11 protein-coding genes are annotated in these 16,836 nt (G+C 53.0%); 8 read left to right on the top strand and 3 right to left on the bottom strand.

From position 1 onward, the window contains the following. Positions 1-1,010 precede the first annotated feature (1,010 nt). Both AYI87_RS14475 and AYI87_RS14480 read left to right on the top strand, forming a co-directional pair. Positions 1,011-4,556, top strand: coding sequence for a pilus assembly protein (locus AYI87_RS14475; protein ID WP_260865153.1), 3,546 nt, complete (start codon positions 1,011-1,013; stop codon positions 4,554-4,556). Positions 4,557-4,660: 104 nt separating this feature from the next. Beyond that, positions 4,661-4,972: a TapY2 family type IVa secretion system protein gene (locus tag AYI87_RS14480; RefSeq protein ID WP_144203295.1), complete on the top strand. Its 312-nt coding sequence runs from the start codon at positions 4,661-4,663 to the stop codon at positions 4,970-4,972. A 124-nt stretch (positions 4,973-5,096) separates the two neighbouring features. Here the strand turns inward: AYI87_RS14480 and AYI87_RS14485 are convergent, their stop codons facing one another. From AYI87_RS14485 to ettA, 3 genes are all read right to left on the bottom strand, one after another. Continuing rightward, on the bottom strand, positions 5,097-6,227 hold the full coding sequence (locus AYI87_RS14485) for a PepSY-associated TM helix domain-containing protein (protein WP_144203296.1): 1,131 nt from the start codon (positions 6,225-6,227) through the stop codon (positions 5,097-5,099). A 403-nt stretch (positions 6,228-6,630) separates the two neighbouring features. After that, a complete protein-coding gene (locus tag AYI87_RS14490) occupies positions 6,631-7,749 on the bottom strand; it encodes a metallophosphoesterase (protein WP_144203495.1) in 1,119 nt (372 codons plus the stop codon). Positions 7,750-7,962: 213 nt separating this feature from the next. Continuing rightward, positions 7,963-9,627 (bottom strand): energy-dependent translational throttle protein EttA, encoded by a 1,665-nt coding sequence (ettA, locus tag AYI87_RS14495; RefSeq protein ID WP_011864985.1) that lies wholly within the window; start codon positions 9,625-9,627, stop codon positions 7,963-7,965. A gap of 312 nt (positions 9,628-9,939) precedes the next feature. Between ettA and AYI87_RS14500 the strand changes: the two genes are divergently transcribed. From AYI87_RS14500 to ribBA, 6 genes are all read left to right on the top strand, one after another. Further along, positions 9,940-11,565 carry a DUF3943 domain-containing protein gene (locus tag AYI87_RS14500; RefSeq protein ID WP_144203299.1) on the top strand — a complete coding sequence of 542 codons (1,626 nt, stop codon included), beginning with the start codon at positions 9,940-9,942 and terminating at the stop codon, positions 11,563-11,565. A 342-nt stretch (positions 11,566-11,907) separates the two neighbouring features. Then, positions 11,908-13,161, top strand: coding sequence for a serine hydroxymethyltransferase (gene glyA, locus AYI87_RS14505; protein WP_011864987.1), 1,254 nt, complete (start codon positions 11,908-11,910; stop codon positions 13,159-13,161). A gap of 124 nt (positions 13,162-13,285) precedes the next feature. Next, positions 13,286-13,759 carry a transcriptional regulator NrdR gene (gene nrdR, locus AYI87_RS14510; RefSeq protein ID WP_144203301.1) on the top strand — a complete coding sequence of 158 codons (474 nt, stop codon included), beginning with the start codon at positions 13,286-13,288 and terminating at the stop codon, positions 13,757-13,759. Between the two features lie 37 nt (positions 13,760-13,796). Further along, complete coding sequence (gene ribD / locus AYI87_RS14515; RefSeq protein ID WP_144203303.1) at positions 13,797-14,957, top strand: bifunctional diaminohydroxyphosphoribosylaminopyrimidine deaminase/5-amino-6-(5-phosphoribosylamino)uracil reductase RibD; 1,161 nt, start codon at positions 13,797-13,799, stop codon at positions 14,955-14,957. A gap of 6 nt (positions 14,958-14,963) precedes the next feature. Further along, a complete protein-coding gene (locus tag AYI87_RS14520; protein ID WP_011864990.1) occupies positions 14,964-15,629 on the top strand; it encodes a riboflavin synthase in 666 nt (221 codons plus the stop codon). A gap of 82 nt (positions 15,630-15,711) precedes the next feature. Continuing rightward, positions 15,712-16,815 (top strand): bifunctional 3,4-dihydroxy-2-butanone-4-phosphate synthase/GTP cyclohydrolase II, encoded by a 1,104-nt coding sequence (gene ribBA / locus AYI87_RS14525; protein ID WP_144203305.1) that lies wholly within the window; start codon positions 15,712-15,714, stop codon positions 16,813-16,815. The last annotated feature ends 21 nt before the right edge of the window (positions 16,816-16,836 follow it).

Consider the following 16,836-nt stretch of genomic DNA (forward strand, 5'->3'; position numbering starts at 1 on the left):
AGACAGAGACAAGACCTTCGCTGTGTTTCATCTGATCCTTAGGGGGTAAAGGTAAAATGCCTTTCACAGAGAACTTGTCTCAGTGCCAATGCTGTCGAGGTCGATGTTGAGCCGGTTGACCCTGTAAGTTGCCAACTCTTGGCTTGCTAACTTGTTTCCTTAAATACAGAGAGTGTTATTCAAAGGCATTAGTTAGGAAGAGCAGATTTAAAGATGGAGCTGACGAATTGCCGATAAAATTGAGGCGTTGGATTATCTTTTACTTATTATTTCACATTGATAATCGTTTCTAAATTTGTTGTCTTAAAGATGATTGTCATAAAATGTGATTGTCATAAGAGATGATTACCTCAAACAATTCATTAGATTAATTTCATGTTTCTATGTTTGGCCTAAATAGCCATTAAGTTGAAAAATTTACATCTTAAAGAAAAAGTGAATATTTCACAGGTTTTGTTGATTAAATATTCACCATAATAACTGAGATGGAGCGAGTGTCATTAATACGACGGCTGACTCTATCTTGTTTTCATCTGGCTAGTTGTTTAATTAACGCCACCTGCTTTCTAATAAATCCTTTTTTCTCAGTTGTTTAATTTATGTTGGAGTTTTTGCTTTAGTTTGGAATTGTTTGTTTATTAAACTGGTCATGCCAGTGTCAATAAAATAGCACTCCTGCTGGCTAAGTCCGCTATTCATTCAAAATTCGATGTTCCTCCTGTTTGCATGATTCAATTTGGTTAAAAATGTTGCATTTTGTATCAATGGCGTGTTAAATCCGCTTTCTATCGCACTTTTGTCTCATCTTGTATTGCCAAATTCATGCTTCCGGCTAGTGTTCTCTTGTCTGAAAGTCTGTCTTTGGTTGATAGCCTTTGTCATCTAGGATTGAGAGTTGAGCCGTGGGAGTGGGGTAGGGGGTCATTTAAAAAATTAAAAAAATTTGAAGTAATAGGTTTAGTGAAATGGATATTTTGCGCGCTGGTCAGTCTGCTCTGGCAAATATCATAATGCAGCGAAAGGGAGAGCTTGTGAAAAGCTTTGTTGCTCTATTGACTGCCATCATGAGTCTTCTCTCGGCTTCTTCGTGGGCCGACGATACCGAGTTATATGTCTATGAGGCGAGCGCCCGTACTGGGGCCAGGCCTCAGATCCTGATCATCTTCGATAACTCAGGCAGTATGGGCACCACAGTCTATGATGTGGATGTGCCTTATAAGCCGGGGGCTGGTGGTAGTTCCAGTGTTAATAATGGCCAGCAAGGGATGCTCTATTACGTAAAAGGTGATCAGGGTAAGAATAAGTTGCCCAATCCAGATGATCCTAACGAGCGGCGTAAATTTTCCGCGTCCATTAACGGCTGCGAGAGCTCTTGGGAGTTGCTGAACGACTATGGCATCTTTACTGGTTTCTTCCGTAAGTATACCTACAGCGGCGCCAATGGTGCCTGGCGTGAGTTTGGCGACAACAACGGTCTGAATGCCAAGGCGGTGGATTGCTATGAAGACATTCAAGATGGCAAGTATCTCAACGCCAGTGGGCTAACTAAGGGGCTGCCGATCGACAGCCAAGGCTCTCCCACCACGCCAATCATGTATACCCCAGCCAGCGAGGGTTCTGATGAGAGTGTCAAGGAGAGAGCCAAAGAGTTGTCGCAGCTCACAGGCTTTGGTACCGGGCGGGTGCTGACTGTGTATACCGCGGATTACCTTCGTTGGTATCACAGTAAGAAGGCAACGAAAAATATGACTCGAATGGATTTGGCCAAAAATGCAATAAAAAACGTTATCTTAACCACGCCAGGAGTGGATTTCGGCCTGGCGATTTTTAACATGAATGGCCCGGACGATACATTATTGAATGGCCGTAACGGTGGCCGTATCATCAAGGCGATTAAGACCCTATCGAGCGCAGAAAAAAAGACTCTGTTAGACGGTGTTAAGAAAATCGCGTATGGCTGGAATACCCCCCTGTGTGAAACCCTCTACGAGGCATATCTCTACTTCGCTGGAAAGCCTATGCTCTTTGGCAATCAAGATAAAAACTACCAATGGTGGTATGACGTCAATGACAACCCTAGCTTTGACTCCGATGCGCTCAAAGAGAACACGAATACCTATCAAAGTCCTTTCAAGAAGTGTCAGAATAATGCTTATATTGTCTATATTACAGATGGTGAACCGACCCTAGACAGTGCCGCTGACGGATATGTAAAGCAGTTGACCAGAGGTGTCGACAAGCACAGCACCAGTTACATGAGCGCGCTGTCGAGTTGGATGTATCGCAAAGATGTGAATGATAAAGTGGATGGTGATCAACATGTGATCACCCACACCATTGGCTTCAGTGAGGGGGCGAAAAAGGCCGAAGATCTGCTGAAGAAGGTGGCGAGCAAGGGGGGCGGAAGCTATTTCGATGCCACCGACGCGACTAAGCTGCAGGGCTCGATTCAACAGGCGGTGAATGAGGTGTTGGCCAACAGCGCCAGCTTTACCTCGCCTTCTGTGGCCAGCAACAACTTTAATCGTACCCAGACCTTTAACTATGCCTATTACTCCATGTTCCTGCCGGACAGAGGTCCGCGCTGGACGGGGAATATTAAGAAGTTTAGAGTCGACTCTGAAGGCGAGGTGCTCGACGCCGAGGGTAATCTGGCGATCGGTAAAGACGGTAATATTAAAGATAGCGCTTGCTCCTATTGGACGCCTAAGAAGCTTTGCGGCGATGGCAACGATGTTCGCAAGGGCGGTGTTTTGTCGGCCATGCAGAGCGCAGATAGCCGAACCCTCTACAGTAATCTGGGGGGCGGCATGGACAAGCTCAGTCTATCGGCGGCGGCCAGTAAGGCTGGTGGTAAGGATGACCTCGCCAATTTCATGGGGGTGGATAAGAGTCAGCTCAAGGAACTCTTCGACTGGACCAAGGGACTGGATGTGGACAACGAGAAGAATCAGTCTAGCATTGCCAATCCCACCAAGAATTGGCGCAGTGACATCATGGGCGATGCCCTGCACTCTAAGCCTCTGGCATTGAACTTCGGCAGTAAGTCCAGCCCGGATATACGTATCCTGGTTGGCACCAACCATGGTTTCATGCATATGTTCAAGGATGACACCACTGCCAATGAGGTTAGCGAGAGCTGGGCCTTCATGCCTTATGAACTGCTGCCAAATATTCAGACCCTGAGAAACAATGTGCCGACGGGCGTGCATTCCGTCTATGGTGTCGATGGGTCACCAGTGGCCTATGTGAAAAATGGCGCCTCAGGCATAGAAAAAGCCTGGCTCTATTTTGGCATGCGCCGTGGTGGTGGTAGTTACTATGCCCTGGATATCAGCAATCCTGATTCACCAAGCTTCAAGTGGCGTATCGATGCGAGCTCTCCGGGCCTGAGTGAGCTGGGACAATCCTGGTCGACGCCGGTAGTGACCACGATTCGTAGCGCCAGCGGCACGGATAAGCCCGTGCTCATCTTCGGTGCCGGTTACTCGCCAGCAGGCAAGGATAGCAAGAGTGTAGGAACCAATGACAATAAGGGACGCGGCGTGTTTATCGTCGATGCCGATACCGGCAAACTTATCCATCAGTTTGGCGCCGGTGGCGGTACTGCATTGCCAGGGGTACAGGACAGCATCCCCAGCGGTGTGGCGGTACTCGATGCCGACGGAGATGGCAATACCGACCGTATCTATGCGGTCGATACCGGCGGTAGCGTCTGGCGCATGGATCTGCCAAAAGCGGATAAGGCCAGCTGGTCTGCCTTTAAGTTTGCCGATCTGGGTGGCAAGTCGCTGCCACAGAATCGTCGCTTCTACTCGGCCCCTGCTGTGGCGCAGACCTTGATTAATAACGTCTCTGTGGTTGATCATACGGTCAATGGCAAGACCACAAAGGTGACCACGAGTCAGAATGTGCCTTACGATGCCGTGGTGGTGGGCAGTGGTCACAGGGCGGCGCCGTCGGATACTTCCCGAGAGGATATCCTCTTCGTCCTGCAAGACAGAAACGTGGTGTCTCAGACCTTTGGCGGTACAGGCAGGCCTAAGGCGCCAGCGGCTTTGACTATCGGCGATCTCTATGAAAATACTGAGTCGGGATCGAAGATCACGCCCGATAAGCTGGCTATTGGTAAGAAACTGGGTTGGTATTTCAAATTTCCCGATAAAGGTGAGAAGAACCTGTCACCGGCGACCATTATCAAGGGTAAGGTGTTGTTTACCACTTTCGTTCCTGGAAATTCCAAGAATACTAATCAGTGTTTGAGCTCAGGTAAGGGCTATGTAAGAAGCTTTAATCTTCAATATGGTACTAGTACCTACACCTCAACTAAGCTCGAAGCGGGTAACTTGGTATTAGACACGCCACAGCTGGTGATACCTGCCGACAACAAGGGGGGACAAGGAAAGGATGGTGATGCCTACATGTATCTTATTGGCATAGGTAACGCCGCCGAGAAGATGGAGAAGGTTGCACCCGATGACGATTGTCCAGCCGGGGATAACCGCTGCATAGGTGGTCGTCTGCGAGCCAAAAAGCTCTACTACTATAGCGAGTAGTTGATGCAGTTGGTGAGTAAGGGATGCAGTTCGAGTAGGTGATGCTGTTCGAGCAAGAGATGCCGAGGCATGAGATGATAAAGAGAATGATTGAGAGAATTAGCGTGAATAAATTAACTTTGCTGGCGTTAGTTGCTGGTTTTGCAATGGCCGGGCCGCTCAAGGCCGAGCCTAGAGAAGACTACAAGTGTTTCATCGACACCAATAAGGGGCAGGTGCTGGTGCGTTTCTCCTGGCAGCCCAGCAAGGCGTCACAATACAAAAAGCAGCTCGTCGGTAGTCAGCTGCCCGCGTTGCCGCACACGGACGGTAAGCCCATGACGGTGAAGCGTGTCTATGAGTGTGCCAAGAGAGAAGACGCGTTTAGTACCAGTCAGGGCCGCATGCTAGAGCACAATTGGCCCATGGAAGGTTAGTTGCCACTAAGAGTGTCATCGAGAGTGCCGTCAAGAGTGTCATTGAGAGCGCTATCGAGGCGTCATAAAAAAAGCCGGGTTATTACCCGGCTTTTTACATCTATCAAGTGCGACTTTTCAAATATCAGGCCTTGGCTAAGCCTTCTTTAGCGTCTCGTTTGCTAGGACTCTCGATCGTTTGTTTTGCGCGGTGCTGTGTTTGCGGTTTACGCCGCGCCCGCCACATCAGGTAACCGGAAAGGGCCATCAGGCTAGGTAAGAAGCCCACTACACACCAGAGGATTTTGCTGACCAGTCCGCCGAAGTTGCCGTAATGCAGCGGACGGAAACTATCGACAAATTGATAAAGCGTGCCGGCCTTGGTGGCATCGACACTGGCACTGAGCTGACCGGATTTATCATCGAAACTGACGATAGAGCCATAGTCGCTGCGAAGCGCGGCGCGATCTTGGGCGGCGCCAAAAAGGTGGATGCCGGCATAGCTCTTGTCGGGGAAGCGCACATAGTGGGTCTGAAAGCCTGGGATCACCTGAGTCGCCTGTGTTAGAAGTGCATCCACATCCAGCTGCTTGTTGTAATAACTCTGGGTGATGATTAGGGTCTTGGGGTCGGGTTCGTGCCACTCCTCGATGATGTGCTCTATGTTCCACCAGGCACCGGTGAAGCCCAGGATCAGGAACAGTGGCGCACCTATGATCCCCAGCATCTTGTGGCTATCGCTGAGAAACAGTCGCAGACTCTTGCCCCATCTAAGGGTGAAGAAGGTTCGCCAAAACTGACGGTGTAATATAAACCCAGATAAGGAGAGTAAGATCAGCAAGATAGATACTATCGCGGTAACTGCCAATCCCAGATGATCCGCAAGCAGGGTGTAGTGCAGCTCCAGCAGCCAGTCCAGCAGGTAGTGACTCAGGCCGACCGGTTGGCTCAGTAAGCTGCCTTGGCTAGGGTCGACAAACAGGAGTTGCCAGTCGTAGGTACCTTGCTTGGCGACATAGAGCTTGTCTGCCTCGCCGGCGTTAGACGCAAACTGCCAGCCAAGAATTTCATGTTGCGGCAACGCCTCGTCTGCCGACCTCAGTAGCTGGGTGAAACTCAGGCGGGTCTCGTTGGCGGCGAGCACCTTTTCCGGCATCAATAGGTGTTCGAGCTCGCTCTTAAACACCAGCACACTGCCGGTCAGGGCGATGATAAATAGCGGCAGGGCGGCGAAGAGTCCGAGCCAGCCATGCCATTTCCATAGGAGACGACGCATTAGATTATTACCTTTCGTTATGGCGCCATTGCCATGCTCCACGCTGTGTGAGCGGCAGGGCAGAAGAATAAAAATCGCAGCTTAACACTAATGAGAATTAATTTCATTCTCAACTTGTGGCATATGGAAATGGGTCACACTTTGGCTAGAAACAGTTGGCTAAAAACAGTTGGTGAATGCGTCTGGTGAAAGGCGAAAGAGGTGACAGTAGAACAGGTGGAAAAGGAAGGGTGCCAAGGCGTGAGGCTCTCGATTTAAGCCTCTGTTTTTAGGCTCTTTTTAGACGCTGTTTTCAGAGGTTGTGTAGAGCTTGCTGAAAGGCAAGAGCCTAGCCAAGTCCCTGCATGGCTAAGTTAAGAAGTCGCCTAGCTAGTCGATTAGTCGCTTAGCCAGGCGGCGGATATCATAGCGGTGTTTGGCTGCCGTCATATTGGCCACGGATCAGCTGGTCTTTCTCTATGAGGAGCAGTTCACCAGACAGGCCTTTTTTAATGCTGCTGTCGATGGCGATAACCCGGTTGTCGAACAGGCCTAGTACCCGAGTCTGTGAGGTATGGCCCACAACGATGCGCTTGACCTTGAAGTAGTCCAGGATGTTGGCCAGCTCCTGGGTATCGAAGTCGGGCTTGAAGTAGCCGCGATACCAGGTGGGGCCGTTGCCGAAGAAGAGAAAGTTGAGCAGCTCATCTTGCTTTAGCTTAGCCTTACTCTTGTCGATATTTTCCCGGTAGAGGCTGTTGGCCCTGGCCAGTGTCAGGCCGCGGTCGACCCACTCCTGACTGATGCCGCCGTGAAGGAAGAGGGTGTCGTTGATCTTAACGATAGTGTGCTTGCTTCTGAGCCATTGGCCGAGTTCGCTGTCCTGTCCGTACAGCTCATCATAGCTGCGATCAAGCAGCTTGCTGGCGGTCTGGTACTTGTCGTTGACGTAGCGTAGATCGCCGCGCATCACCATCTGTTCGTGGTTGCCCATCAACAGGTGCAGCTGGCCGCCAGCGGCCTTGGCCTGTTTGTCGAGCTTATACATGAACCAGAGTACCTCGTTGACCTGAGGGCCGCGGTCGAACATATCGCCCGTCATCACCATATGGCCCTCGCCGAAGGCCCAGTTGTCATTCTGGTCGATGATCTTATGGCGGCGCAGCAGCTGCAGCAGCACCTCATATTGACCATGAACGTCGCTGAGCGCCACTATCTTATCCACCCCTTGATAGCTGTCTGCCAGCACCTCTTTAGCCTGCGGATTTAGGCTGGGCTCAGGGAGCTGAGCGCAATGTTCGGGGCGACTCAGCTTACCTTGATTTACTCGGGTCTGTTTATGCTCGCCTTCGCAGATCCAATCGGCTATCTCGGCCTGTGGCTGGAGAAATAGATAGGGGCCGTCACTAATGCCTGAATTGGTACTGGCTTGAGTCACTGCCTTAGTCTCTTGCTGAGTTTGCGCCTGAACGGCTAAAACCTGTAGGGGCAGTAAACCGGCCAGGCATAAGCTGGCCGCCTTAATCGCTGAGTCTAGGGGCATTAGCCAGAGTGATCTATTCAAGACAAATCCTTTTATTATTCTGATGTTGTTGGCGGATAGGCGTTCAATCCTAGCACGCTTTTGTTTCCGTGTTAGCCCCTTTTAAAGAGGGGAGCAGGCGTTGGGAAGAGAAGATAAAAAAACGGAGGCTGCTGCCTCCGTTTGTATGTGCTTTGTGCTACTGAAATTACTAGAGAGTGCGAGATGCGCGCGTTAGCTCATGCGCTTGTACTTGAGACGGTGCGGCTCAATCACATCCGTACCCAGAGTCTCTTTCAGCCAGGTCGAATATTCAGTGTAGTTACCCTCGTAGAAGTTCACCTGACCCTCGTCGCGGTAGTCCAGGATATGGGTGGCGATTCTGTCGAGGAACCAACGGTCGTGCGAGATCACCATGGCACAGCCTGGGAATTCCAGCAGGGCTTCTTCCAGGGCGCGCAGGGTTTCGACGTCGAGATCGTTGGTGGGCTCATCGAGAAGCAGCACGTTGCCGCCCGCCTGGAGCAGCTTGGCCAGGTGCACACGGTTACGCTCACCACCGGACAGGGTGCCGATGATCTTCTGCTGATCGCCGCCGCGGAAGTTGAAGCGGCCCACATAGGCGCGGCTCGGGATCTCTGTGTTGTTGATACGCATGATATCTTGACCGCCGGAGATCTCCTCCCATACGGTCGCCTTGTCGTTCATGGCATCGCGGAACTGCTCCACCGAGGCGATCTGAACCGTATCACCGACTTCGATGCTGCCGCTGTCTGGCTGCTCGGCGCCGCTGATCATCTTAAACAGGGTCGATTTACCGGCACCGTTCGCACCGATAATGCCCACGATGGCACCCTTGGGTACGCTGAAGCTCAGGTTGTCGATCAGCACGCGGTCGCCATAAGACTTGGTCAGGTTGTTCACCTCGATCACCTTGTCACCCAGGCGTGGTCCTGGCGGAATAAACAGCTCGTTGGTCTCGTTACGTTTCTGGTAATCGTTGGTGTTCAGCTCTTCGAAGCGCGCCATACGGGCCTTGCCCTTAGACTGACGGCCCTTAGCACCCTGGCGAACCCACTCGAGTTCCTTGGCGATGGTCTTCTGGCGAGCGCTCTCGGCAGCTGATTCCTGCTTCAGACGGGCCTCTTTCTGCTCTAGCCAGGAAGAGTAGTTGCCTTCCCAAGGAATACCCTCGCCACGGTCGAGTTCTAAGATCCAGCCGGCGGCGTTGTCGAGGAAGTATCTATCGTGGGTAATGGCCACAACGGTACCCGTGTATTCCTGCAGGAAGCGCTCTAACCAGGCGACAGACTCGGCGTCCAAGTGGTTGGTCGGTTCGTCCAGCAGCAACATATCTGGCTTTTCCAGCAGCAGGCGACAGATGGCCACACGGCGACGCTCACCCCCTGACAGTACCTCAATCTTCTCGTCCCAGTCCGGCAGACGCAGGGCGTTGGCGGCGCGCTCGAGAATGTTGTCCAGGTTGTGGGCATCCTGGGCCTGGATGATGGCTTCCAGCTCACCCTGCTCCTTGGCCAGGGCGTCGAAGTCGGCATCTGGCTCGGCGTACAGGGCGTAAACCTCATCGAGACGGGTCAGGGCGTTCTTGGCCTCACTTACCGCTTCTTCGATCGCTTCGCGCACTGTCTGCTGGGGATCTAGCTTAGGCTCCTGGGGCAGGTAACCTATCTTAAGATCCTGCATCGGACGCGCTTCACCCTCGATCTCGGTATCGATACCGGCCATGATGCGCAGCAGGGTGGACTTACCCGAACCGTTAAGACCTAATACGCCAATCTTGGCGCCGGGGAAAAAGCTTAGGGAAATATCTTTGAGGATCTGCTTCTTCGGCGGGACTATCTTGCCCACGCGTAGCATGCTGTATACAAACTGAGCCATAAAAAAGTTTACTCACTGACGAAACAATGGGGGCAATTCTACTGTAATCGCCTTAGAACTTAAATCGGATTTTCGGTCCCTTTTCGCTGGCCTCGCCGCCAAGTTCTGCGATGAGAAGTTTTTGTTTTGTGACATCTTGTAAAAATTGTTAACATCCTGAGCCGCTCAAGGGGGCATAGCTAAACGCTAGGCGCCATGAATTGAGCGGATGAACAGAGTTTCTGATAAAAAAGCATCGAACAGAAGCTTTGACCTCAAGCGTTGAAGAAAGAACACAAGAATAAGAATAACGATAAAGATAAGGGATTGATCTTGAAAGCCACATCACCAGTTATTGCCGCCTACCTGTTAGGTGGTGCCAGCTTGTTATTGCCACTTGTCGCACATGCCGAGCCAGCACAGGCCAAGCCTGTTCAAAAAGCGCCAGCTCAAGGCCAATTGGCGTATGCCTTAGCCTCTGCGTCTCAAGTGCAGCCGCCAGCGGATAAGCCTGCGCAGATTGCGCCGGTAGAGACCATAGACTTGCCACTTTCACCCAGCGAGAAGGATTGGTGGGGCGCGACACTGGAGCTCTCTACCGTGCTGGTGCTTGGCGAGCTGCTCTACAAGACAGGCTCACAGGCCATGGAAGATGATTTCGATTATGAGATCGACGGCAATGCGGCGGAGTTTTTCTACGACAGGCTGACTACGGGGGCTTCCTGGAAGTATGACGATAACGATATCGGTATGAACTGGGGCCACGCCTACGCCGGCGCCCTCTATTATCAGGCATTTCGAAACCACGGTTTCAACTACTACGAGTCGACCCTGGGCACCTTTGCCGCCTCCACTATCTGGGAGGTGTTTGCCGAGTATAAGGAGGTCGTGAGCATCAATGATCAGATAGTCACCACCTGGGGCGGCGCCGTGCTGGGGGAGAGCCTGTTTCAGTTTTCTGAGATGTTGGCCGCCAAAGAGGGCTGGTTGCCAACCGGCCTGAGTTACCTGTTTAACCCGTCGCGCACGCTGCGGGGCTGGTTTGGTTACCCGAGCCCCAACAGGTTCGATCGCAGCCAGACTCAAGACAGCTTCTCCGTCTATACCGGCGTGCGCTACGCCAGCAAAGACAAGGCGGATGTTAGCAGTACCATGGCGATGCTGGGGATGCGTGCGGCCATCGACAGTCGCGAGGGGAAATATGACACCCTCAGCGGCACCCCCAGCCGGGTGGAGATGATGATGGAGACCGCGGTCTCCCAGGAAGGCGTGGAGGAGTGGCAGATGGCCACCCAACTGCTGCTGGCAAGCTATGGTCGTAAGCATAAAGGTAACGGGCTCGCCAGCGACTGGTCCCATAGCTTCTATGTTGGTCCGTCGACCGGCATGGAATACACCAGCTTGGGGCTGGAGCTGGATGAAGACTTCTACGCCGTGGTCAACCTGCTGGGGTTGTCGATGGGGGCCAACTGGTCCAATCAAGATATCTGTATCGACCTGCGCGGCGATCTCTTTGGTGACTTTGCCATGGTGAAACCTTTCGCCACCAAAGATTATCTCTCCCAGGGACGTTACTTCTGGGGCACTAAGGCGGTGCTGTGGGAGGGGGAATATGGCTATGCCTGGGGCCATACCTTTAATCTGTCGCTGGAGGCCAGTTATCGCAACCTCCTATTAGGTATGAAGCTTAAGTCCCAGCGCTGGAGCTCTATCAACGACAAAGAGAACGAGCGTGCGCCCCAGTGGAACCCTAACAACAGCGATCTGGACTTCGATGATGCCAGAGACAGATATGAGATCTATCTCAGCTATGGCATCAGCAAGGATCTGACCCTGAGCCTGCACCACGAGCGGATCGACCGCAGCGGTGAGATCCATGGTATAGACAATCCGGGGATCTACAGCCGCCTCGATGACAGTGAGCAGCGCAGCTGGCTGCAACTCGAATACTACTACTGAGTACCATGACTGATCACGGTTGCTGATTACCATTACTGATTACGATTGCTGATTACCATTACTAATGCAAAATGACGGCCCAGAGCCGTCATTTTTGTTGGGTAATTAAAACAGTGTTTTCGTTCAAAAGACTGTAAACCAGCCATTTTGTCCCTTGCAAAAAAGGAGTCTTGGCAAATCAGGCCACCTTAGCCCCACTTTTGTCCTAAGGCGGATTTTGATGAACATTTCTCAGCCTGAATCGCAACTAATTTCATGTCGCAAATGCTGGGATTGTGATCGAATGCACTGTAGAATACCGCGCAACCCTACCTTATAAGACTTTCACAGCTGGAGTGACCAATGCTGAAAAAAGAGATGAACATCGCTGACTTTGATCCGCAACTGTTTCAAGCGATCCAGGAAGAGACTCGTCGTCAAGAAGAGCACATCGAGCTAATCGCATCGGAGAACTACACCTCTCCTCGCGTGATGGAGGCTCAAGGTTCTCAGCTGACTAACAAGTACGCCGAAGGCTATCCTGGCAAGCGTTACTACGGTGGTTGTGAACATGTCGACATCGTTGAGAACCTGGCCATCGAACGCGCCAAGGAACTCTTTGGTGCGACCTATGCTAACGTTCAGCCTCACTCCGGCTCACAGGCTAACAGCGCAGTCTACATGGCGCTACTGCAACCAGGCGATACCGTACTGGGTATGAACCTGGCTCACGGCGGTCACCTGACGCACGGCTCTCCAGTAAACTTCTCTGGCAAGCTATACAACATAGTGCCTTACGGTATCGACGAGTCTGGCAAGATCGACTACGACGAGATGGAGCGTCTGGCTGTAGAGCACAAGCCTAAGATGATGATCGGTGGTTTCTCTGCCTATTCTGGTATCGTCGACTGGGCGCGCATGCGTGAAATCGCCGACAAGATTGGCGCTTACCTGTTTGTCGATATGGCGCACGTTGCAGGCCTTATCGCTGCCGGTGTCTATCCTAACCCAGTGCCACACGCACACGTGGTGACTTCTACTACTCATAAGACCCTAGCCGGTCCTCGCGGCGGTATTATCCTGTCTGCGGCGAACGATGAAGACCTGTACAAGAAGCTGAACTCTGCGGTATTCCCAGGTGGTCAGGGGGGCCCATTGATGCACGTTATCGCCGGTAAGGCGGTAGCCTTCAAGGAAGCACTATCTCCTGAGTTCAAAGAATATCAACAGCAGGTAGTGGTTAACGCTAAGGCGATGGCTAACACCTTCATCGAGCGCGGTTTCGATGTGGTTTCTGGCGGCACCGAAAACCACCTGTTCCTGCTGGATCTGATCGCTAAAGATATCACAGGTAAAGATGCCGATGCGGCGCTGGGCCGTGCCAACATCACGGTAAATAAGAACTCAGTACCTAACGACCCACGTTCACCTTTCGTGACCTCGGGTCTGCGTATCGGTTCTCCAGCCATCACACGTCGTGGCTTCAAAGAAGCCGAAGCGGTTGAGCTGACCAACTGGATCTGTGATGTGTTAGATGACATCAACAACGAAGCCACTATCGAACGCGTGAAGAACCAGGTGCTTGAATTGTGCGCTAAGTTCCCTGTTTACGGTTAACCTTAAGGGGTAAATCGGGTAAACTCCGATGGCCGCTACTGATTTAACATTGGTAGCGGCCATTTTTGTATCTATTTCAAGGGAAAGCTCCCCAAGATACCGATTAGCATTTGCTGGAGGCTCAATGCATTGTCCGTTTTGCAGCGCAACAGACACTAAGGTGATCGATTCTCGTCTGGTGGCCGATGGTCATCAGGTGCGTCGTCGCCGCGAGTGTCTGCTTTGCCACGAGAGATTTACCACCTTCGAAGGCGCCGAACTGGTGATGCCGCGTGTGGTTAAACAAGATGGTAGCCGCCAACCCTTCGACGAAGACAAGCTGCGTGGCGGTATGCTGAGGGCGGTAGAGAAGCGCCCTGTGTCGATGGACCAAATAGAGCAGGCGCTCAGCAAGATCAAATCGACCCTAAGAGCCACGGGCGAGCGTGAAGTGACTTCTAAGATGATAGGTAACCTGATGATGGATCACCTGGTCAACCTCGACAAGGTGGCCTATATCCGCTTCGCCTCGGTGTACCGCGCCTTCGAAGATGTTTCCGAATTTGGCGAGGCGATTGCCAAGTTGCAAAACGATAAGAGCAAAGCGGGCAAGTCGTAATCGATGTGTATCGGGCTTCCCCAATTATTCTCAAGAGATGGCGACGAGCATGGCCTGGTCCAAATTTGATTCCCAGATGATGGCGCGCGCCATCCAGTTGGCCCGCAAGGGCCAGTACACCACCCGTCCCAATCCGAATGTCGGCTGTGTAATAGTCCAAGGGGAAACCCTGGTTGGTGAAGGTTTTCATATCGCCGCCGGTGGCCCTCACGCCGAGGTGCATGCCCTGCGCATGGCCGGCGATAAGGCCAAAGGCGCTACCGCTTATGTGACCCTGGAGCCTTGCAGCCATTATGGGCGAACACCGCCCTGCGCCGAGGCGCTGATCAAGGCTCAAGTGGCCCGCGTGGTGGTGGCGGTAGCCGATCCCAACCCACAAGTTTCTGGCCGTGGCATCAAGATGCTCCAAGATACCGGCATTCAGGTCGAGGTTGGCCTTCACCAGGAAGAGGCCGCCGCCCTCAACCCAGGCTTCATGAAGCGGATGCGTACCGGCCTGCCTTGGGTCGGCATCAAGCTGGCTGCGAGCCTGGATGGCAAGACGGCGCTCGCTAACGGCGTCTCTAAGTGGATCACAGGCCCAGAGGCGCGCCGTGACGTGCAGCGTATGCGTGCCCGTTTCGATGCCGTCGTGACCGGCATAGAGACGGTTCTGGCCGACGACCCTAGCCTGAATGTACGTCATCAGGAGCTAGGTAGCCTGGGCGAGCAGTTAACCGAGGCGGATATTCGTCAGCCACTTCGCGTGGTGCTCGACTCCCGTGCGCGCCTCGGCGCCAAGGCCAAGCTGTTTGAGACACAATCCCCCGTGCTGCTGGTGAGCTGTCAGCCCTATCCCGAGGCCGTGGCGAGCGCCTGGCCCGAGCAGGTGAGTCAGTTGCAACTGCCAAGCGACAATGGGCAGGTGCCGCTAAAGGCGCTGCTGGAACATCTGGGATCTCAGCTTAACAGCGTGATGGTCGAGGCCGGGGCGACCCTGGCCGGCGCCTTCATGGCGCAAGGGCTGGCGGACGAGCTGGTGCTGTATCAGGCGCCGAAAATCTTAGGCGGCCATGGCCGTAACCTGCTGGCATTGCCGGACTATACTGAGATGGCACAGCTGCCTAGCCTCAAGCTTTGCGACGAGCGTGCTATCGGGGCCGACAGACGCCTCACCTTTCAATTGAGTCACAATCATTTACCGAGCGATAAAGAGTAGTTAGTCATGTTTACTGGGATCATCGAGGCTGTTGGCAGCCTGAGAAAAATTGAGCGTCGCGGCGATGATATTCGCCTGACGGTGGCTAGCGGCAAGCTGGACTTAAGTGACGTCAAACTCGGTGACAGTATCGCCACCAATGGCGTGTGTCTGACCGTGGTGGAGCAGATGGCCGATGGCTATGTGGCCGATATCTCAGCCGAAACCGTGGCCCTTACCGGCTTTGCCCATTATCAGGTGGGACAGAAGGTCAATCTGGAAAAGGCGGTGACGCCCACGACCCGCCTCGGCGGTCATATGGTGAGCGGTCACGTCGACGGTGTGGCCAGCGTGGATGACAGACAGTATCGCGGCAAGGCGATCGAATTTTGGCTGACGCCGCCCAAGGGGCTGGCGCGCTATATCGCCCACAAAGGCTCTATCACCATAGATGGTGTCAGCCTGACGGTAAACGAGGTGGATGGCGAGCGTTTTCGTCTGACCATAGTGCCTCATACCGCCAGCGAAACTACGCTTATCGATCTTAAGGCGGGTGACAGGGTCAATATTGAGGTGGATCTCATCGCCCGGCATCTGGAGCGCCTACTGAGTTTTCAGGCGGCAGAGGAAAATCCAGCCAAAGGCTCAGAGGTCACCATGGATCTGTTAGCTCGCTCCGGCTTTTTAAGATAGACGCTGGCAATCCCAGCCAATAGCAGATTAAATAACTCTTACTATAAGAATATTTCAAGCTCTAATAAATCAAGGTCTAACAATGGCACTACACAGCATAGAAGCGATTATCGAAGATATCCGTCTGGGTAAGATGGTTATCTTGATGGATGACGAAGACAGAGAGAATGAAGGCGACCTGATCATGGCCGCAAACCTAGTGACGCCCGAGGCGATCAACTTCATGGCCACCTATGGCCGTGGCCTCATCTGTCAGACCATGACCAAGGCGCGCTGCGAGCAGCTCAACCTGCCGCTGATGGTGAGCAACAACAATGCTCAGTTCTCTACCAACTTCACCGTGTCTATCGAGGCGGCCGAAGGGGTGACCACAGGTATCTCGGCCTATGACAGAGCTGTTACCGTGCAGGCCGCCGTGGCCCGTGACGCCAAGCCGTCGGATATTGTGCAGCCAGGCCATATCTTCCCGTTGATGGCCCAAGAGGGCGGGGTGCTGATCCGCGCCGGTCATACCGAGGCGGGTTGCGACCTGGCCCGTCTGGCTGGCCATGAGCCGTCGGCGGTGATTGTTGAGATCCTCAACGAAGATGGCACCATGGCGCGTCGTCCAGATCTTGAGGTGTTTGCCGAGAAGCATGGCCTTAAGATAGGCACCATCGCCGATCTCATCGAATACCGTAACACCAAGGAAACGACCGTGGTGCGCGAGGCCAAGTGCAAGCTGCCGACCCGTTTCGGCGAGTTCGACATGATCACCTACCGCGACACCATAGATAACCAATTGCATTATGTGCTGGTGAAGGGTGAAGTTCAGCCTAACGCTCTGGTACGCGTGCATCTGCAAAACACCTTCAATGACCTGCTGCACTCAGAGCGCGATGAGAAGCGCAGCTGGCCGCTGGAAAAAGCCATGGCGCGTATCGCCGATGAAGGCGGCGTCTTGGTGGTGCTGGGTCATCAGCAGAGCAACGAAGAGTTGGTGGCCAAGGTCAAGGCCTTCGAGGCGGAAGACAAGGGCGAAGTCGGCGCACCGGCACAGTGGCAAGGCACCTCACGTCAAGTCGGCGTGGGCTCGCAGATCCTGGCCGATGTGGGCGTGACCAGCATGCGTCTGCTCAGCTCGCCTAAACGTTACCATTCGCTGTCGGGTTTCGGTTTAGAAGTGACTGAATACATTGCAGAATAAGCTAGTCTGCTTGTAATTCAT

This window comes from Shewanella sp. KCT, assembly GCF_007636505.1.
GTDB classification, from domain to species: domain Bacteria; phylum Pseudomonadota; class Gammaproteobacteria; order Enterobacterales; family Shewanellaceae; genus Shewanella; species Shewanella halotolerans.

Coding starts and splice junctions, on each gene's coding strand:
- AYI87_RS14475 (WP_260865153.1), top strand. CDS start 1,011: ATGCAGCGAAAGGGAGAGCTTGTGAAAAGCTTTGTTGCTCTATTGACT.
- AYI87_RS14485 (WP_144203296.1), bottom strand. CDS start 6,227: ATGCGTCGTCTCCTATGGAAATGGCATGGCTGGCTCGGACTCTTCGCC.
- AYI87_RS14490 (WP_144203495.1), bottom strand. CDS start 7,749: ATGCCCCTAGACTCAGCGATTAAGGCGGCCAGCTTATGCCTGGCCGGT.
- ettA (WP_011864985.1), bottom strand. CDS start 9,627: ATGGCTCAGTTTGTATACAGCATGCTACGCGTGGGCAAGATAGTCCCG.
- glyA (WP_011864987.1), top strand. CDS start 11,908: ATGCTGAAAAAAGAGATGAACATCGCTGACTTTGATCCGCAACTGTTT.
- nrdR (WP_144203301.1), top strand. CDS start 13,286: ATGCATTGTCCGTTTTGCAGCGCAACAGACACTAAGGTGATCGATTCT.
- ribD (WP_144203303.1), top strand. CDS start 13,797: ATGGCGACGAGCATGGCCTGGTCCAAATTTGATTCCCAGATGATGGCG.
- AYI87_RS14520 (WP_011864990.1), top strand. CDS start 14,964: ATGTTTACTGGGATCATCGAGGCTGTTGGCAGCCTGAGAAAAATTGAG.
- ribBA (WP_144203305.1), top strand. CDS start 15,712: ATGGCACTACACAGCATAGAAGCGATTATCGAAGATATCCGTCTGGGT.